Origin of the sequence: Corynebacterium sp. HS2168-gen11, assembly GCF_024834075.1 — a bacterium.
Lineage (GTDB): Bacteria > Actinomycetota > Actinomycetes > Mycobacteriales > Mycobacteriaceae > Corynebacterium.
Map to the genome: position 1 here is coordinate 1 of NZ_JANUXR010000012.1, position 19,708 is coordinate 19,708.

At 50.6% G+C, this 19,708-nt stretch carries 14 protein-coding genes and 1 rRNA gene; 9 read left to right on the forward strand and 6 right to left on the reverse strand.

Going from position 1 to position 19,708, the window contains the following annotated elements; all coding sequences use genetic code 11:
* From rrf to NXS99_RS08690, 5 genes are all read left to right on the forward strand, one after another.
* A 5S ribosomal RNA gene (gene rrf, locus NXS99_RS08670) occupies positions 1–99 on the forward strand; the annotation flags it as partial.
* An 851-nt stretch (positions 100–950) separates the two neighbouring features.
* Positions 951–2,585 (forward strand): SpaH/EbpB family LPXTG-anchored major pilin, encoded by a 1,635-nt coding sequence (locus NXS99_RS08675; protein WP_259288281.1) that lies wholly within the window; start codon positions 951–953, stop codon positions 2,583–2,585.
* A gap of 108 nt (positions 2,586–2,693) precedes the next feature.
* On the forward strand, positions 2,694–3,581 hold the full coding sequence (locus tag NXS99_RS08680; protein ID WP_259288282.1) for a class C sortase: 888 nt from the start codon (positions 2,694–2,696) through the stop codon (positions 3,579–3,581).
* The gene (locus NXS99_RS08685) at positions 3,571–4,803 is read left to right on the forward strand and encodes a SpaH/EbpB family LPXTG-anchored major pilin (RefSeq protein WP_259288283.1); all 1,233 of its coding nucleotides are present in this window, start codon (positions 3,571–3,573) and stop codon (positions 4,801–4,803) included. The genes NXS99_RS08680 and NXS99_RS08685 overlap by 11 nt, the downstream gene beginning before the upstream one ends.
* 239 nt (positions 4,804–5,042) lie before the next feature.
* The gene (locus NXS99_RS08690; RefSeq protein WP_259288284.1) at positions 5,043–7,829 is read left to right on the forward strand and encodes a SpaA isopeptide-forming pilin-related protein; all 2,787 of its coding nucleotides are present in this window, start codon (positions 5,043–5,045) and stop codon (positions 7,827–7,829) included.
* Between the two features lie 115 nt (positions 7,830–7,944).
* Here NXS99_RS08690 and NXS99_RS08695 read toward each other — a convergent pair whose 3' ends face one another.
* From NXS99_RS08695 to NXS99_RS08705, 3 genes are all read right to left on the reverse strand, one after another.
* On the reverse strand, positions 7,945–8,583 hold the full coding sequence (locus tag NXS99_RS08695; RefSeq protein WP_259288285.1) for a DUF3239 domain-containing protein: 639 nt from the start codon (positions 8,581–8,583) through the stop codon (positions 7,945–7,947).
* A 35-nt stretch (positions 8,584–8,618) separates the two neighbouring features.
* Positions 8,619–10,277 (reverse strand): DNA repair helicase XPB, encoded by a 1,659-nt coding sequence (locus tag NXS99_RS08700; protein ID WP_259288286.1) that lies wholly within the window; start codon positions 10,275–10,277, stop codon positions 8,619–8,621.
* Between the two features lie 286 nt (positions 10,278–10,563).
* Positions 10,564–12,882: a helicase-associated domain-containing protein gene (locus NXS99_RS08705; RefSeq protein WP_259288287.1), complete on the reverse strand. Its 2,319-nt coding sequence runs from the start codon at positions 12,880–12,882 to the stop codon at positions 10,564–10,566.
* A 64-nt stretch (positions 12,883–12,946) separates the two neighbouring features.
* Between NXS99_RS08705 and NXS99_RS08710 the strand changes: the two genes are divergently transcribed.
* Entirely contained in the window at positions 12,947–13,135 is a 189-nt protein-coding gene (locus NXS99_RS08710; protein ID WP_259288288.1) for a hypothetical protein, read from the forward strand.
* Between the two features lie 332 nt (positions 13,136–13,467).
* On the opposite strand, the gene NXS99_RS08715 is transcribed toward NXS99_RS08710, so the two are convergent.
* Positions 13,468–14,133 carry a resuscitation-promoting factor Rpf1 domain-containing protein gene (locus NXS99_RS08715; RefSeq protein WP_259288289.1) on the reverse strand — a complete coding sequence of 222 codons (666 nt, stop codon included), beginning with the start codon at positions 14,131–14,133 and terminating at the stop codon, positions 13,468–13,470.
* Between the two features lie 713 nt (positions 14,134–14,846).
* Between NXS99_RS08715 and NXS99_RS08720 the strand changes: the two genes are divergently transcribed.
* Complete coding sequence (locus NXS99_RS08720) at positions 14,847–15,239, forward strand: cold-shock protein (RefSeq protein WP_259288290.1); 393 nt, start codon at positions 14,847–14,849, stop codon at positions 15,237–15,239.
* Positions 15,240–15,422: 183 nt separating this feature from the next.
* On the opposite strand, the gene NXS99_RS08725 is transcribed toward NXS99_RS08720, so the two are convergent.
* Both NXS99_RS08725 and NXS99_RS08730 read right to left on the reverse strand, forming a co-directional pair.
* Positions 15,423–15,935: a DUF2771 domain-containing protein gene (locus NXS99_RS08725; protein ID WP_259288291.1), complete on the reverse strand. Its 513-nt coding sequence runs from the start codon at positions 15,933–15,935 to the stop codon at positions 15,423–15,425.
* A gap of 88 nt (positions 15,936–16,023) precedes the next feature.
* Entirely contained in the window at positions 16,024–16,914 is an 891-nt protein-coding gene (locus NXS99_RS08730) for a glutaminyl-peptide cyclotransferase (RefSeq protein WP_259288292.1), read from the reverse strand.
* A gap of 68 nt (positions 16,915–16,982) precedes the next feature.
* On the opposite strand from NXS99_RS08730, the gene NXS99_RS08735 reads away from it, so the two are divergent.
* Both NXS99_RS08735 and NXS99_RS08740 read left to right on the forward strand, forming a co-directional pair.
* Positions 16,983–17,789, forward strand: a complete 807-nt coding sequence (locus NXS99_RS08735) for a DUF3027 domain-containing protein (protein ID WP_259288293.1) — start codon at positions 16,983–16,985, stop codon at positions 17,787–17,789.
* Between the two features lie 336 nt (positions 17,790–18,125).
* Entirely contained in the window at positions 18,126–19,601 is a 1,476-nt protein-coding gene (locus tag NXS99_RS08740; RefSeq protein ID WP_259288294.1) for an NCS2 family permease, read from the forward strand.
* The last annotated feature ends 107 nt before the right edge of the window (positions 19,602–19,708 follow it).

Consider the following 19,708-nt stretch of genomic DNA (forward strand, 5'->3'; position numbering starts at 1 on the left):
GGGGGTACGCCCGGTCCCATTCCGAACCCGGAAGCTAAGCCTAATTGCGCTGATGGTACTGCAAACGGGAGTTTGTGGGAGAGTAAGACACCGCCGACCTAAAACTTAAAATAATGCACGGCAGGCTTTAACAATTTTGGTTGTTAGAGCCTGCCGTGCTATACGCATACCCATGTTGAGTAATACATCTACGGTACGTACGTGGAACCAGTGATTGAGTATTCTGGCTGTTGCTGACGCTATTTTTTGCTCAATCTAGACTGTGTAGCTACGCGAGCTTATGGCATCTGCAGTATTTGATGTATGTACCGACTCGCTGTGTGTGCTGCTTTATAGGGTAGACGTATGTTTTTGCCGTCATAATTTTTGCTTCGGTACTTGGATGTTGATTCTGCTACATCTAGTGTCACGCAATTTGAGTACTGGCAATCTGATCGACTTTTGGTCTGCATGTTGAGCAGAGGAGTCACTAGTACCTATTCTAAGCGTGGCAGAATTGGAGCCTTTGGTGCGTCGTAAAGCTTTTAGGGGCTGCTATTCGGATCTCTGCTGGTGTTCTGTGATTGGGTGTGTGACTGTGTGGTTCGATAGCGGTCGTGAAGTATCAGTTGGAAATCTTAAAGTGTTTGCATAGTGAAGTATCTTGCGGTTGATGATCGTACGATACGAGTTCAAAAAATGGCGTTAACCATTGGTTTCTTAACGCCCGAAGCGAAGTCGGAATTAAATTTTATTATAAATAGGCTAGTCGGCAGCAGATGAATTATAGTGTTAAGGGTTAGGTAACGAACCTTGCATCTTTCAGTGTGTGTTTGAAAATGGATCATTGCTATTTTCGACAGTTTTGGATGCTGCCGCAGGTTCAGCGTCCTACATACGCATATGAAATGCTTTTGTTCTTGTTTCGCTACTGAATCGTACTGGTTCCTGAGTAGAAGGTCTTAAGATTTATGTTCAAGCTGAAGAAGGTTTGCGCGATTGCCATCGCATCTGGTGTCATGCTCACTGGGTCAATGATTCCAGTTGCACCTGTTGCTTTTGCACAGACCGCAGGCGGCGTTGTGCAGCCTGCTGGCACATTCCCATCCTTGCCAACGAATGCTAATCGCGAACTGGTTATTCATAAATTTTCGAGTGACGGTGCAGCTCCAGCTGACCACAATGGCCGTGAGTTAGCTGACGAGAGTGCCTTGGGTACGCCTTTGGCAGGTGCTGTGTTCACTATTTATAAGGTCAAGGACGTCGATCTGCTGACCAACGCAGGTTGGAAGAAAGCCGAAGATATTGTCAAGCAACCTGTCTTAGACGAAGCCTCCGGCAAGCTCGACAACGCCGGTACGATTACAACCGATGGCAACGGTACGGGTAAAGCGTCGTTCGCTCCAGGTCTGTATTTGGTGAAAGAAACCACTGCACCAGAAGGCCACGGTATCTCCACCAAGCCGTTCTATGTCACCTTGCCATTGACCGACCCAGTAGATCGTAATAACTGGCTGGATAAGGTTCACGTATACCCAAAGAACACCAAGCTGTCTGAGAAGCCAACGAAGTCAGTGACCGACGCAGGTGCCTTCATCTACGGCAACTACGTCAAGTACACCATCGGTCAGCAGCTGCACCGTGGTGGTACGCATGAGCGCTATGAGATGACTGACTTCTACCCAAATGCACGTCTTGAACTATTCGAGGGTGCAGGTAAAGATCCAGCAACTGGTGAAGCAGCAACCCTTGCGCGCAAACTGTATGGCGTTGTAAATGGCCAAGAGACGGTTGTATTCACTCCAAATACGGACTACACGGTAGTCAAAAATGAGGCAAATGGCCCTGACTTTGGTATCTTCCGCATTCAGTTGACAGCAACTGGTCTTGAGAAGCTGAAGACACTGTCGGATCAAGACGGTGAAATTAAGTTCGACATTTTCTTCAAGGTCAAAGAGAACGCTCCTGCCGAGGTTACCGCAATTACCAACAAGTACGACGTCTTCGAGCGTCTTGATGGTGTGACCCCTCCTCCAGGGTATCCAGATGAGCCAGCTGATGTGCCTCCTACCACGGAACCAGACAATGGTTGGACCAAGTCCTACTTTGGCAATGTCGATATTGTCAAGAAGGGCAAAGAAGGCGACGCTGCTGACGCAACGCGTCTTGCCGGCGCAGAGTTCGATCTGTATGTCTGCGAAGCTGGTCAAGACCGTGCTCAGTTTGAAACGGCTGCGAAGAAGCTGAATACGGCTCCTATTGTTGCTGATGCTACCGACGCTCCAGACATCAAGGGCTTGCGTGCAAATGACTTCGTCAACGGTAGCGTTGATACAACCTCAACCCAAGAATACTGCTTGGTTGAGACCAAAGCTCCAGCAGGATTCTCTCTGTTGGCTGAGCCAATTCACTTCAAGGTCACCAAGGGCGCCAACATCGACACAATCGCGTTGACGAGCCTTGAAATCGTCGACTACAAGCAAAATGCTGGCTTCAACCTTCCATTAACCGGTGGCAAGGGCGTGATGTTCCTCCTGCTCTCCGGTGCTGCATTCCTGGCGGCTGCGCTCGGTGTTTCCCGTCGCAACAAGCGTCGTGAAGCATAAAAAACATTGAGAGTTACTGGTAGAAGGTCTTGTGCGTGATGTCTCACCAAGACCTTCTACCGGCGTAGCAATGTCTGGTTTAATCGGCAGGTAGGAAGGGGAGATGGCATGACTATGGTCGCTGATTCGTCAGTGAAGAAGTCAAACAGCAGCTCCGTACTGACTGTGATGCTCAGTCTCATTGGTATCGTCTTGATGCTGTATCCGGTTGTAAGCACGGTGTACGAGAACAATCATCAGTCTTCGGTGGTCAAGTCTTATACCACCAAGGTTGAGGAGTTTTCCGCCGAGGAACTCGATGGCGAGATTCGTGATGCCCAACACTGGAATGAGCAGTATGAGGGCGGTCCAATTCTTGACCCATGGCTGAGTCGTATTTCCGAAGACAATGAGGAATACCAGAAGTATTTGGGTCAGCTGGATCTCACCGATGTGATGGCTCGAATTTCGATTCCAGCGATCGATTCCGACCTGCCGATTTATCATGGTTCATCCGAATCCGTACTCTCGAAGGGCATCGGCCACCTATTTGGCAGCGACCTGCCCGTCGGTGGTGTTGGTTCGCATGTGGTTTTAACTGGTCACACTGGATTATCCGTGGCAACGCTGTGGGACAATCTGGTGAAAGTCAAAGTCGGCGACGATATTTACTTGTCCGTTTCTGGTCAGCAGATGAAATATAAGGTTCGCGAATTACAAACAGTGCTGCCTGGCGAAAGCGATTCCTTATTACCTGTTCCCGACAAAGACTTGATTTCGCTCATCACCTGCACACCGTATGGCATCAATAGCCACCGCCTGCTGGTACATGCCGAGCGCGTGGCACTCGACCAAGCTGAGGGTACGCAAGTGCTTTCAACCGTCAAGCAACCGTGGCAGTGGTGGATGACTGCTGTATTAATAATTGTTGGTCTGTTTTTGCTGATTATGCTCAATGGACTGCGCAAAAATTACCTGCACCAGCGCGCCCGAAAACGAGCAGGTGATGATGAATAAACAGAAATTTTTAAGCGTCATTTTCACCCTTGCGTTACTTCACCCCGCGCCGAGTTTGGCAGAAGCCCCGCTCTCAGCCACGCTTATCGACGCAAACCACGATGCTTCCTTAGAAATTCACAAATCAGTTGGTGACCCAACTACTGCATATGGTGATCCAGCCAATCCTCTTGCGACACAAACGCGAGCACCAATTGAAGGCGTGAACTTCAAAATCCGCAAGATTAACGATATCGACCTCAGCCGAAACGAAGGTTGGGAGCAACTCGAGGCAGTAAAGATTTGGCAGTTTTTCCCAGGCGGTGAACGCGAACATCAACTAGGTCTTACCTATGCTGCCACCACGCAGCAAGACGGCGCTGCGCGTTTTCCGTCCCTACCGGTCGGCGCCTATTTTGTGGAAGAAGATCCTTCATCTGCACAGGCACAAGGATTATCACTGGTTTCACCATTTGTAATTACCGTGCCATCCACGAATGAAACTCGTACCGAGTGGGATTATCATGTGGTTGCGTTTGCGAAAGATCAGAAACTCACCGGCCAGATGCAAACACCACAATGCGTGGATCCTGGACAATCTTTTGGCATGGAGGTCACTGCATCGTTACCGGCGCCAGATTCGGATCTGAGTATTGAAAAGTTTGAAATCTCAATTCCACTCGAACAACACCAAGAGATTGTGCTCGGTTCCTCTGAAGTTGCGCTTTTACGCTCGCATGATAAAGTGCTCGTGCAAAAACTGAATAGACACGATTATCAGGTAGAGCTTGCATCACAGAACGTCGCAAAGCTGCGGCTCACCGCTAGTGGTCTTGCCAAGGTGGCGAAACTGCGTGCAAATAATCCAGATATTGTGTTGCGATGGAATATTCAAAGCGTGATGCACCAGGAACGCTCGCGTTTCGATATGGTTGGGTTCCTGACAACTCCAGGGTATCCGGAGTATTCACGAGAAACACACTATGGTGTGAAAACTTCCGCCGCATCAATTGCGATGCCATGTGCAAGTACGACGCAACCACCTGCAGTGCCGCACTGCTTAGGATCAACGTGTGAGGAATCAACGCCGGCGAATAAGGGGCATGCACCATTGCTGCAGAGAATTACTCGGCTTGCCCATACCGGTGCCAATAGTTGGAGCAGTGCACTGTTGGGTTTCATGTTGATTCTGCTGAGTGTCGTATTTATCCGCCGCTCTCGTGAAGAACGCAGCTCGTGCTGAAATCGTGGTGTGGAGCTGGCGAAAAGGTAGCAGTACTTCGCAGATGCATCGCGACGTACCCTTACGATACGGAGGTAGCGCACAGTGTGATTCTTTGAAACATACGAAAGGTGTCAAGGCTCTATTTGATGACATATACTAGTTCGGATAGTTGGTGGAATCTTGGGGTGAACGTTTCTCCAAGATGTACGTGGTTGGTAGTTTCTCGAATGCGAAAGGGGTAGATAACGCTCATGCTCATGAATGCGACTGTGCAATCAGCTGGTAAAAGTTTAGTGGCAGCAATGACAGCTGGCATGCTTGTAGCGACCCCTGTTTTGGCAGAAGACTTACTGACTTCGACGCAAACTCCAGTACGCACCACCTCTGCAGTGCCATCAAGTACAGTTGCTGCAGCACCTACCATCCGACCAAGTACGCCACCTACCACCCAACCAGCTGCTGCGTCAACCACTACGCCGGCACAAGAAGGGCGCGAGCGTCCAACGCGTTCGTTGTTGAGCGCTGTTCCATCACAACCTGAAGCACAACGTTTAGAAACAATTTCCTCGTTTGAGGCTGCATTGCGCCCTGCCAGCGGAGATCTTGCACCACATCTTGTTGATGCAGCAACGCAAGTGCCTTCTTCGGTGCTGCGTGACGTCGTCGAAAAGCTTGCGGTGTCGTTGCCAGAAAGCGCAGATATTTCAGCGTTGACAGAACCGTTGTTACCAGAGTCGGCGGAAAAACAAAGCTATCCAGCCTTACATCAGGGATGGTGTTCACAAACCTATCCAGGTGTGTTAGCAAGTGATGAAAGTCTTGGCGAAGCATACGCCAAGCTGCGAGCACAGGTTCGTGATACTGCCACGGCGGATAGTTGTGCGTATCAAGATTCGCATGCTCAGGGGTATTTTTATAGTCAAACCCATATCCAAGATGCGAAATTTATCAAGGGTGCGGTGCAGCGCTCTGAGGCATTTACTGTAGGTGGCGATCACGGCGGGGTGATCTACGGTGGCACCTTGCTGATTGATACCAGCGTGCAGGAAGATCTGGCGCCACGTATTGCGCAGCAGCATCAATTCCGCCTGCAGATTTCCGAACTGATTGACACCCAAGACTGGGCATTTGAGCAATTACCAGCAGTTGGGCAGTGGCAACAAGCCTTGTACCAGCATAAAACTGATGATGTATATCTTGCAGTGCGTGCGAATGCCGCCGGTCGCCTGGATTTTTGGTTTGTGAACGCAGCCGGTGCTGCAGCCTTGCGTGCAGGAGAGTGGCAGACAGATGCCGCAACTGTGGATCATACGCGAGTTGGGCTGAAGCTGAATCCGCAAACTCCTGTGAAGATCACCTATGAGACCCGCGAGACGCAACTTGCGGAATCGCTTGAGATTGATGATCCCGCAAACAGCTTGCGTCATGTGGCGTTCATTCCACATGCCGGTGCTGCTGTTGAGCAAACGCCTGCGACAACGAAGCCTGGGGCGCTGAAAGTGGAGACAACTGCTGTTCCACTCGATCCTCCAATTCCAGGCATTTTAGAGTACAACCTGCAGGTTGCGAATACGGAAATTGGGGCAACGCAACAAATATTCAAGCTTTACGACGTCCCACAGCTTTCTGCTTCAGCAGTTGTTGATCGTGTGGCGTGGGTACGCAAAGAGGAAGAACTTCCACTGCAACCAAATGTCAGTGGACGCTATTTAGTGGCTGAACCAGCACAAGAATTTCTCACGCTTGCTGCTGGTGAAGTTCGTGATTTCCATATTCGGGTGTACTACCATCTGACCGACACGAAGCAGCTGGCCTGTGATGCCAAGGATGAGCATAGTGGTGCTCGGAATACCGCACTTGTGCATCAATTCCGTACGCCTACGCGCGTAGCGAAAACGCTTACAGCGGGGGTCTGCGCAGATTTGGATCCAGATGCACCGGATACAGCGTTGGTTGATCCGACTGCACCTGGAAACCCACTTCGCGAGCACGCGACTGCTTTACGAGCAGCCAGTGATGTGATCGTGACACAGCGGGTGAGTATTGCACCTCGCAGGGATCCTAACAATCCGAATTTGGGACTTGTGCAGTTTGAAGCAACGCTTAAAAATCCGCCGAATTCCGATACTGTTGACTTTCGATATGTCACATCGTATATGCAATTCCCATCGACGATTCGCTACCGTCGGCTGTGGATTACAGAACATGATGCCGCTGGTCGACAACTCGCGAGCTGGGAACGTTCGCCGAGCTTAATTGATGTGACTCGACCACCATCTGGTCGCTATCGGGCTGTGAGCTTAGCGGAACGAGATTATAACTTTTTCACCACTCGTCGCCTGCCGGCAAATGAAACCCGTATATTTAGAATTAATGTAACTTTTGATTTGCCTCGATATACCAAGAATCCTCCTGCTTGGTATCGGTGCAATGGTACAGAGCATAATGGTTTTTATACCAAAGGAAATTACGAGTGGCGTGATGTCGGGCGACTCATTTTCACACGAGAACTCGGTGAACCAGTTGCCTGTGCGGATGTTCCGAATATCCCACCGAATTCAGAGCTGGTAGTCAACAAGGTTGATCCAGAAGGTCGACCAATCGCGGTTTCCGAAGATTGGGATTATCGGATTGTTGCGAAAAATGTTCCGTCTGATACGGCGTTGAATGGCACTGAGTTTCCGTTGCGAGCGGCAGGACTAACGAGTGCAAATAACAAAACCTCAGGCGTTGTGCTTCCACCTGGCGAATATCAGTTGATTGAAACACGCGCACCATTTGGGTTTGAATTAGCAGCTGAGCCGATTGATTTTGAAGTCAGCCTTGATCGGAATAATCGTGCAGTATTGCGACTTCCGAATCCAAGCCAAGCGGTATCGGCAAGGGTGATTGCCAATAACAATCAGCGGCGAATGATTCTAGAAGTTGCTGATGTACATCGTGGCAATATACCGAAAACTGGTGGTCTTGGTGTGCTGTGGATGATTCTGCTGGGGCTGGTGCTCGTCGCACTTGCGTATTGGAATCATCGCCGGCAGCAATAGTACGCCGGCAGCAATAGCACGTCGGTAACAGCTACCGAATAGCGTAAAAACGCGTGAAGGTGTTGGGATATGTTCTTGAAGAAAATCCCAACACCTTCACTTGTATCAGAGCAGTTTAGAGTGGCAATAGATTAAATCGAGTCGCACGTACCTCGGCAACTCTAGAAAGGTTTGCTTCGAGTAATTTCCACTGCTTGGTAGGAATTTCTTTCTCCGCGCGTTCAATCACGCTGGTATCTGCAGTGCCCCAAATAATTGGCATTGGCGAAATCTCATCCCACGTGTCACTCTGCCCAACACTGCGGCGTCCAGTGACTGCAACCGATGGTACTTTCACGCCTACTTCTCGTGGAGTATCGCCAAGGGCGGTAATTGGACGAATTGCAAGGCCCCACTTTGGTGCCACGGTTGGATCCGTATTCATATTCACCAGTGCCATAACTGTCATGGTGCGAGGTTCGACTTCAGCAATCATGGCTGCACACAGCTCATATTGCTCATATAAGGCCACTGGTGTGCCAACTGTTTTTGGAATGATCACGATCAGTGCCAAGCTGATTGCGGCCATGATCGCAAAACAGCTAAAAATAATCGTGCCCATCATATCGGTGTACACAAAGGTCAAACCATATCCAATGCCGAGCAGAATCAGGGCGAAGAGTGCGGCTGAAATCTGGAGTCGTTTGGTGTCTTTTAATAACTCGTTGTGCGTGTAGGCATAAGCAGAATCAACGGGGAAAGAAAAGTGCGCCATAAGAAAATAAGACCTTTGGTGATAATTGATTGGAATTAAAAGACAGTGTCAAGGTTATCGGCATCAACAATGCGATAGGCATAGCCTTGTTCCGCCAAGAATCGCTGCCGGTGTGCCGCATAGTCGGCATCTATCGTATCGCGGCTCACAATTGAATAGAAGTAGGCCTGTGCGTGCTGCTTTTTCGGGCGAAGTAAACGACCCAAACGTTGCGCTTCTTCTTGCCTGGAACCAAAGGTTCCTGAAATCTGAATTGCAACGGCTGCTTCTGGTAGGTCAATGGAAAAGTTCGCGACTTTTGAGACAATCAACTTACTGATTTTTCCTGATCGAAATTGCGCGAATAATTCCTCGCGCTTGATTGTGCGAGTTTTACCGTCGATGACTGGAATACCAAGGCGAGTTCCCAAAGCTTCTAGCTGTTCAACGTATGCACCAATAATCAGCGTTGGGGTAGTGCCGTGATGCTCCATAATTGTTCGAATCACACTTACCTTGGCTTCTGCAGTTGCTGCAATCCGATACTTATCTTGAGCAGTGGCCAAGGCATAGCTCATGCGCTCATCGGCAGAAAGTGTGGTACGCACTTCCACACACTCAGCGGTGGCGATATAGCCCTGAGCTTCGAGTTCCTTCCATAAAGCGTCGTAACGCTTCGGGCCAATGAGCGAGAAAACATCACCTTCGCGGCCATCTTCACGCACTAGGGTTGCAGTTAAGCCCAAGCGCCTGCGCGATTGTAAATCAGAGGTCATGCGGAATACCGGTGCAGGAAGAAGATGCACCTCGTCGTAGATAATCAATCCCCAATCACGCGAATCGAACAACTCCAAGGCACGATATTCGCCCTTGGTTTTACGCGTGACAACTTGATAGGTGGCAATGGTAACTGGGCGAATTTCTTTTTTCTCTCCAGAATATTCCCCAATTTCCTGCTCGGAAAGAGTCGTGCGACGCAAGAGTTCATCACGCCATTGGCGCCCAGCTAATGTACTGGTAACAAGGATCAGCGTCGTGGTTTGTGCCTTGGCCATCGCAGCCGCACCAACCATGGTTTTCCCTGCACCACAGGGGAGCACTACCACGCCAGAGCCACCTTCCCAGAAGGAATCGGCAGCCATTTGTTGATAGTCGCGCAACTGCCATGCTTCATGTACCTGGGATAATGCAATTGGGTGTGCTTCACCATCGATATAGCCGGCAAGATCTTCTGCCGGCCAACCAATTTTGAGCAATTCTTGCTTCAATCGACCACGTTCAGAAGGATGCACCGCAATACTCGTCTCATCGATCTGTGCGCCAAGCATCGGGGCAATCTTTTTCTGGCGCTGTAATTCGACCAGAATTGCCGGTTCATCCGATTCAAGCACTAAGCCATGCGCGGGATGTTTATGCAGCCGTACGCGTCCGTAGCGAGCCATCGTTTCGGCAACGTCGATAAGCAATGCCTGCGGGACAGGAAACCGCGAGTAGCGTTCGAGCACATCAATTGCTTGTTCGGCATCGTGGCCGGCAGCTCGGGCGTTCCAAAGCGCCAACGGGGTAATGCGGTAGGTGTGAATATGCTCAGGCGCGCGCTCAAGCTCAGCAAAAGGGGCAAGCGCAATGCGAGCTTCTGCAGCTTGCGGATGCTCAATCTCTAGCAGCACCGTCTTATCGGATTGCACAATTAACGGCCCAGTACCAAAGCTCACGACTTATTCTCCCTTAGCATGACGACGAGGTTGTCACAGTACACTATAGGCGCGATGCTCGCTGCACGTGCGGTTGAAGTTGGCAGATGTGAGGCTAGTGTGTGCCGAAGCGCTGGCGTTAGGCGCTGTTTGCATGCTTGACGACGCTGCCTGCCGGGCCTTAGCTGTCACGCTGCGGGCAGCCTGCGCGTGCGGCCGCCCCCACGCGCCGGCAAACGCCGCCGCTCCCACGCATCACCGCCTGCCGCGCGTCGCTGCACACCTCGCAGCGCCGCTTCACATCTTCCTAGTCCAGAACCGTGACACTCCTGATCCGATGAATCTGGAGCTGATGTAACTGGCCAGTAGCTTCATGAATCGCCGAGAGCTGTCCAGCATGTACCGTAATCGGTGTGAGCTGTAGTTGCGTACTTGTACCAGCTCGATCAATGGTTTCGATGCTAACTTTCTTCCCAGCCCGAATGGCAGCTTGCAGTATCTGCAGCGCTGATTGATGCGGTGTCACTTGAGGCGCATTGTCTTGTGCACCAACTGCAGTGTCACTGCCACCAGCAGCCGTCGTGCCTGCTGTGGATTGCAACAAGTGGGCGACGACTGATTGAAGATGCTCGGAAAAATCTGCGGGATCTTTTTCCTCACGTTGCTTTGGCGTTGGCAAAAACCGCGCACGAGCACGCACATCCATTGAATACCCGTTCTCATCTTCGGCAACCAGATAGATGCCTTCAGCCTCAAGCATCTGCATCAACGCTGCCAACGGTGTTTGCGTAATCGCAACAGTCGGCGCAAGCAGACGCATCCCAGCTTGCTGTGCAGCTTGGCTGCGAACCACGGTTGTCAGCAACACCGGATCATCACAGCGCACGTAGCTTACTGCCACGCCACTGCGAATCTGGCCATGCGTTCGTGCCACATCGTGAATGAAATACGTCATTGTTTCTGGCAGTGGCGTTAGCGTATGAGCATCTAAAAATTGCTGAATATCTTCTGGTGTTTTCCCTGCATCGTAGGCATGGCGCAAACTTTCTTCGGTAATCCGATACACCGCTGCAACACCTGATGATTCCACAACTGCAAAACAAGAAAGTTCCTGATGAATCGCCGCCGCTAATGGGCCTGTGGCAAGGAGCGTGAAATCAGCCTGTGGAATCAGCTTCGTGACTTCCGCCGGAGTCAGCGTTTCCACCTCGTGCAGCAGCGCTTGTTCGTCAGCGATATTCCTTAATAGGGAAGTGGGGAAATACAAGTGCCCATCGGTTGCCAGAATCCCCAATTCAACTGCTTCTGTACAAATCTGCTCCAAGCTGCTGCGCTGCAACGTTAATGCTTGCAACGGATGAAAATACGCAAACCTGTCAGCTAGTTCCTCAATACTGCAAGCTGCAGCGTCGCTACTTGCAAATACCTCCAATGCTTCTCGACGCAGCTGAATCAACTTCTCCTGGAACGTTTCAGCCTCAAAGGCACGCAGTGGTTTCGAAGCCTCGCTAAGTGTGCCAACTTTCCAAGGCGCAAAGGTGGCATAGGCATACCAACTATGTGCCACAATTGCCCACTGCTCAGCAAGCGTATGTAACACGAACTCTTCACTGGCAGCAGTAGCAGCTAGCACCGTGGCGTCTTCACTTACATTGACATGCGTTAATGGGCCAAGGGCGATCAAGCGGCTGGCAAGACCTATTGCAAGTAAGTGATAGAGTTGCTGATCTTCAACTCTTAAGACATTGCAAAGTTGTTGGGTTGCACGAACACCTAGGCTGCCATTGCGCAATAATTCCACCGGGCTCCGGCTTAAGTGCTCGAGCAGACTGCGTAAGCGTCGCAAAGTTTCTAAGGCCGTGCCGATAGCTGCTTGGCCAAGGGAAGGCGTGAGTTCGCGTTCTGGCTGGTTGGCTACTGATTCTAACGTGATGGGCAGCTTCGGCGGCGGCTGCTGAAGCAAACCATAGCGCACGGTCAGCGGCAGTTTCACGGAGTGCTCATCAATGCGCTCGAGTAAACCAGCTTTGAGCAATTGCGGAATCGGACGTTGCGGATTTGCATCATATGCTGCATCTTTTGTCACCCCAACCCCGCCTGACTGCTGCAGAGTCTGCAAAATCTTCAGCTGCGCGGTTGCTAAGCCGTCCAAGCGAGTGAGGACCTGCTCATAACTCAGTGCCTGCGGATCTTGCAGTATTGTCAACCCCGTGGGCAGCGCATTCATCACATCAGGGGCGAGCATACTGCGCGCCGGGGTGCCGTAGAGCAAACCGCGCTCGCGAAGGCGTTGCAGATGCGTGTCGACGAAGCCGGTACATTCGCTGTCGTCGAGAAACGTACTCAGAAGCTCCATAATTTTGGGGTGGTCCACAGGTTTGATCTCACCCCCAAGCCGTGCGCAGGCCTCTATGACGGCTAAATCGGCACTCGTGAGTGTCAGCAGTGCTCTGCTTAACGACGCACGCAAGGACATTCTTCCTGCTAGTGCGGTAAAACCTGGTGGGGTTGGGAAGGTAATATCGGGCCGATGTTGCAAGATTTGTGCAAGTTCAGCAGCGCTTTGGTGTTGTAACCAAGTGGTGAAATTGGCTGGAAAACTTAACTTTGTAGAGGATTTCGTCATAGTGTGGGGAAGTTTATGCTCGTTCTAGGTGCGTTTCTCGCTGCAATTTGCAACAATAGAGGGTATGGCAAATGTAGAGAAAAAAGGTTATGTCGATCCGGGCTGGCCAGCCGAGGTTCCTGGCGGTGGCCACTATGTTACCGAAGTTGTGGCAAAGTTCGCTGGTGCGAATAGCCCATTCGGTGACATTGAGTTTCCAGTTCCTGCAGAGGAACTGGGGTATGTTCACCCATACACCCGCATCAACAAGTAACATACGCGCCAAAACGCCTTGGAGAAACACTTTTGAGCTGTTTCTCCAAGGCGTTTTGTGCATGAAGCGAGGCTCCAAGGATGGTTGCAAGGCATCCTCGGGTTGCGCCGGGTTGCGCCGGGTTGTGCCGGGTTGTGCCGGGTTGCGCGAGCATGGAGCGCTGTTCCACGGAGCACTGTTCGGATAGCCGGTGTTGACGGTAACTCAGGCGGTGGTCGCTTTGGCACTGAGACTGCGCTCGTGCGGAACGTTTCAGACGCGCAAGTGCCCTGATGCATGCATGCTCTTGGATACTGGCGTTACCACTATCCAAGAGCATGTATGGAAAAGAATTAGCGTATAGCTGCAAAGAATGCGTTAATCATAGGTGAAGAAGCTGAATAGAAGGCGTTGAAGTTATTGCGATGTGCGTGGTAGAACGCGTCCCATTCAGCTGGAACTGCCATGCCGTATTCTGCAAACTTACGAACAAGCAGGTCGTAGAGAGCATCAGCTGCAAGCAGATTTTCATCCAACTTCACCACTGGCACAGCGCTCGGTGCATCTGGCGCAGCTACTGGTGTAGGCTGCTCGAGGGCTGCTGCGACAGCTTCTTGAACTGGGGCAGGAGCTTGTGCCACGATCGTACGTGGGGTTGGTGCCGAACGTAAGCCGAGCTTACGAGAGCAAGCAGGCCATGCACCCCATCCTTGACCTGCGAGGACGCGTTCTGCAATGACAATCTGCTGCTCGCGGGTTGCTTGGTATGCGTATGGGGCAAATTCGCCACCGCCGAAGCCACGCCAGGTGCTTGGGGAGAACTGCAAACCACCATGGAAACCATTGCCGGTATTAATTGCCCAATTGCCGCCCGCCTCGCACTGTGCCAAGCGATCCCAATCAGAGTCTGGAGCGGCGATTGCTGTTGGGCTCACCATCGCAGAGGCGGTTCCGACTGCCAGAGTGGTAACTGCAAGCTTGGTAAAAGTAGTTGAAGACTTTCGGGTATGACGTGCCATAAGGTAGTTGTTCCTCTCGTGAGTCACTGTGGGCTCCTGCACGATGAACAGTAGAACATACTTCATCATAGTGAGGAGAAGATTCAATACACGTGAAAAATATGGATTGTTCACGTGTATTGAATATGTCTCTTGGAAGCTTGTATGCGATTGTATTGATGCGACGGACGCCGCAAACGCTGAATTATTTTTGCGTCTCGTTTTCGCCATCTCAAGTTTGCAATTGCAAATTACTTGCTATTTTTCAAGCTACTCAAGCATAGAATCAAGAGACATATCACAGTGGAAGTAGCCCATCATAGTGCTCAAAAGACAGATAACTCTCTTTTGAGCAAGGATGACGTAAGCGTTCAGCAAAAATACCTACGAGAGTTCACTTTAGCTTATTTATAACGAAATTGTCACGTTTTTTGGAAAAGCATTGCTAAATACGCATTTCACTGTGCTTGCTTTTGATAGCTATAGTAAGGAAATATTTATGCAGCACAGCATCTGTTTGTTGCAAAAACGTTATACTAGCAGTGCTTGTGTATAAGATAGTGTTCCAGTGATGTTGATAGTTAGAAAAACTGGAAATATCTGTATATAATAAACAATCTTGTTCAATGGAATATTAAGTGCTGCTCGTGCGTTTTGCTTACAGTAGGCAAGCGTATGACTACACAGAAATATTCATCAATTCCTGTCGGAACGAGCGAAGAAAGGAATCGGTAATGCCGATCGGCAAAGTGAAGTGGTATGACCCAGAGCGTGGCTTTGGTTTTGTCTCGAATCCGGGTCATGAAGACGTGTTCGTCGGAAAAGCAGTATTGCCAAAGGGCGTTACTGAGCTTCATCGCGGACAGCGTATCGAATTTGATTTTGGTGCTGGCTTAAAAGGCCCACAAGCACTGCGCGTGGTTGTTCTTGAGCAGCCACATACGAAGGCTGCAAAGGTAGAGCGGAAGTATACTGCCGAACAGCTTGGTTCCATGGTTGGCGATCTGGTGAATGTTCTCGACGGCAAAATCATGCCGCAACTTGTCGCTGGTCGCTTCCCAGAACGCAAAGAAGGTAAACAAGTTGCTGAGATCTTGCGTGTAGTTGCCGCAGAACTTGAAGCATAACGTGCTGCAGCTTTCTGTTTGCGATCAGGCAGAATCATGTGTGCTCGTGCCAAGACGATCACGAGCATTACACACCATCCATGATAGTGGCAGGCGCCAGAGAAAATAGCTGATGAACAGCAACTTCTCTGGCGCCTGTTGTATTGTGAACGTTGGTCTGAAAATGCTTGAGTGGACAGCGGCTTAGGAATCTGTGACTTCAACACCAATCGACCACACTGCCGTCATCGGGGTTTCTTGCCCTGCAGCATCGTGCCCAATCATGATCGAATGTATTTCGATTACACCAAGACGCGCGTTTCCGCTGGCAGCTGTGACAGGAATTGAGGCAGTTTCTTGCTCATAGGAACCATATCGGAATTGATCATTTGCGCTTGGATCATCATAAATGGTCAGTAACGTCCAGTCATGATCATAAATCTCACGTGGAAGCTTGAGTTCAATGTGATCAGTTGCCTTCACTTTTATCACCGGTGGCTGGCTCGGCGTGCACGGTACACCTGGCTCACACACGCTGTAGGGCAGGACTTCAGTAGTGTCATCAGCGATCACGACTGAAATTGCAACATCTTTTGGTTCTGGCCCTGGGCGATTGTTCCACCACTGCTGAAAGAATAATGAAATTCCAAGAATCAGGCAGACGGCAAGCACTAAAGCGCCAATTTGCACCAGATTCTTTTTTGTTGAGCGTTTCATACCACAAGCTTTCTGTATTGATACGGTCGGAGGAGTTACTCGGCCAGTGTCATCGCCATGCGCAGCTGATAGCTGATTCGCACGACGACTATGAGGCGTTGACAAACGTTACTTCATACAGATCTGGCCAGCGTTTACCAGTGAGATAGAAGTGATCGGTGCCAGGAATGTTCGCGATGCCATTTAAGACATGATTAGCATCTGGAACCGCATTATTTGGAACCGAGGAGGCGTCGATAAGCCCAACGATGGCGCCAGAATCCACATCAATCTTATAAATGTCAGTGCTTAAGAAAACATTGGCATACACATACCGCCGCGAACCTTCTTCGGTGCAGGCAAGCTCATTGAGTCTGCTCACTGGGGTGCCGGTGTTGGTGACGGTTACTCGACTGCGTTCGGCGAAGGTTTCTGGATCGAGCAGTCGTAAATCGCCGGTGCCATCGCTCATGATGATGGTATCGGCAAAGGAGCATAAACCCCAACCTTGGCCAGGATACGAAACGGTTTGGCGCAGCTGAAGTGAATCTGCGTCGCGCTGGAATGCTACACCTGCTTTCCAGGTGAGTTGCCACACCGTGTTATTGACCTCGGTTGCGCCTTCACCAAAATACTTCGCCTCAATTGGCTGATCGTTGCGCCGCGAAGTGCCATTCTCAAGATAAAACACGCTTGATTCCCCATATTGGCCAGTGCTGACCAACAAACCATGAGGTGTAACTTCAAGGCCTTGGGTAAACGCCGTGGCATCAAACGGTAATCGCTGCAGGATTTCGACCTTCATTGGTACTGGGCTTTGCGACGCCGCCGGTGCAGCGACAGACGTTTGAGGGGTGACACTTGCTGATGGTGTGAGAGATTCTGGTGTAGGTAGCAGCGGGGAACTAGAAGAACACGCGCCAACAGTGACACCGACACCGATAATCGCTGTGACGAGGCCAAGAATGGGCTTTAAAATTCGCTGAGGAAGAACAAGCATATCTCCATCATGCCAAAAGAATCGCACGGGCTACAGGTTTTGCGCGGAAGTGGGTCATAATAGAAGGTGTGAGACCAAAACATCGTCGCAACCGACGCAACGCAAGCCCCCTGCTTGGCGCACGTGCAATCCACGTTGCCCGAGCAGCACTGGAGGAACTCGACGAAGGTGAAGTTGGGCGCCATTTGGGCATTACTCAAATTGGGAAAAATATTGCTACCCATCGTTTTGCTGCAACCGTTCCTGGATATCAAGGTTGGGAATGGAATGTAGTGGTTGCCTGCGCTGCAGGTAGCTCGTGGATTACGGTGTCTGAATTAGCGCTTGTTCCAGGTGGGAATGCGCTTCAAGCACCAGAATGGGTGCCGTATCATCAACGAGTATTACCTGGCGATTTAGGCCCAGGCGATGTGATGCCGCCGCAGGCAGACGATCAGCGGTTAACCAATAATCCAGCAGATGCCGTCTTTGGTGATGCAAGCACAACTGATCAAGAAACTGCAGCAAAAGATACCGTGGGAGATGCGAAGCAAGATACTGCTGATGCTGCTTCGGTGAAACTCTTGAGCCGCTATGGCCTGGAACAGGCACAACAGCGGTGGCGTGCGGGGGACTATGGCCCGAATTCTCCTTTTGCGAAGAAAGCAGCCCTGAATTGTCATTCTTGTGCCTTCTATATTCCATTGGTTGCGCCAGTTGGCCCAGATTTTGGGGCATGTGTGAATGAGTATTCTGCTGATGAAACTGTGGTGACTAAAGATTATGGTTGTGGTGCACATTCTCAAACGCCACCGGTTGAGCCATTAGGGCGTTCGGATGCACAACCATATGATGATGAGTCCATTGTGGAAGTCCAATTCGAACAATCTTCGTAATGGTTTTGTTGAGCAATGCGCATCACAGGGAGGGGGCGCATTGCACCGCATATATGCTAGCCACAACAGGCTGGAGAACGAGGCGGCGTCGACAAGCGTTTGGCATGGCTACGGGGTGCGTGCAAGGGCGTACTGAGTCCTGTATGAGTGGCGAAACGATAGGAAAATGTTAGCTCTGCCACTTTTATTGCTTTCTGTTTGGAATTACGAGTCATTCAATGCGATTGTTGATGAGCGGATGTGCTGTGATCTGTGAATTGCAACTCGCACAGGCACACATACGCACGACTGATTTTTCAATTATTTGACGCTTCGTAACCGAACTGGAGAAGACTTATGGCTGAATCCACTCAGGGTACGGCAACGCCAACCAGTGCGCTTGACCGTTTCTTCAGCATTACCGAACGCGGTTCCACAATTGGTACCGAAGTTCGTGCGGGTATCGTGACATTCTTTGCGATGGCCTACATTATTATTTTGAACCCACTGATTATCGGCACGATTGCCGATGTTAATGGACGCGAACTTGGTGTACCACAAGTTGCTGCCGCAACCGCGCTGGCAGCAGGCTTTATGACGATTGCTTTTGGCGTGATTGCACGCTACCCATTTGGTATCGCAACTGGCTTGGGAATTAACACTCTTGTTGCCGTCACCATGGTTGCCGTTGAAGGCCTTACCTGGGAAGAAGCAATGGGCTTGGTTGTTCTTGACGGTATTATCATTGTGGTCTTGGCAATTAGCGGTTTCCGTACTGCAGTCTTTGATGCAATTCCAAGTTCTATTAAGGCCGCAATGGGCGTGGGCATTGGTTTGTTCATTGCCATGATCGGTCTGGTGGATGCAGGCTTCGTTCGCCGCATCCCTGACGCTGCTGGAACCACCGTCCCTGTTACCTTGGGCAACGGTGGTTCTATTGCTTCATGGCCAACCTTCGTCTTCGTCGTTGGTCTGCTGATCTCTGGTATTTTGGTTGTTCGTCAAGTACGCGGTGGCTTGTTTATTGGTATCGTTGCGACCACCGTTATTGGCATGATCGTAGAAGCTATCACCGGCGCTGGCCCATCATTTGTTGATGGCAAACCAGTTCCAACCGGTTGGTCGTTAGCTGTTCCAGCTGTGCCATCAAGTTTCGGTAGCCTGCCAGATCTTTCAATTATCGGCAACATCGATCTTTTCGGTGCCTTCACGCGAGTTGGCGCTCTGGCTGCAACGCTGTTGCTGTTTACCCTGGTGCTGGCAAACTTCTTCGACGCTATGGGTACGATGACCGCGTTGGGTAAGCAAGCTGATCTCGTTGATGATCACGGTAACCTGCCAAACCTCAAGGCCGCACTGGTTGTCGAAGGTGCAGGTGCCATCGTTGGTGGTGCAGCGTCTGCTTCTTCAAACACCGTCTACATTGACTCTGCTGCAGGTATTGCCGATGGCGCACGTACCGGCTTGGCAAATGTTGTCACCGGTTTGTTGTTCTTAGCTGCAATGTTCTTAACCCCACTGTATTCCATCGTGCCAATTGAGGCTGCAGCTCCTGTGCTGGTGATCGTGGGTGCGTTGATGATCTCCCAGATCAAAGACATCGACTTTTCTCAGTTCCACATTGCATTGCCAGCATTCTTGACCATCGTGATCATGCCATTTACCTACTCGATTGCAAATGGTATCGGCGTGGGCTTTATCGCATACGTTGTGATGACCGCTGCTGCAGGTAAGGCAAAGAGCATCCACTGGATCATGTGGCTGATTTCTGCACTGTTCTTGGTATTCTTCGCAGCAGACCCAATTCTGCACGCGATTAACGCCGCTGCATAATTTCGCTTGATTCGCATAGCTGCGAGCATTTCAAAAGAGACTACTTCGGTAGTCTCTTTTTTGTTGGCGCTGGTACGTTGGCGCGAGTGTGCTGCGAAGCGAGGGGA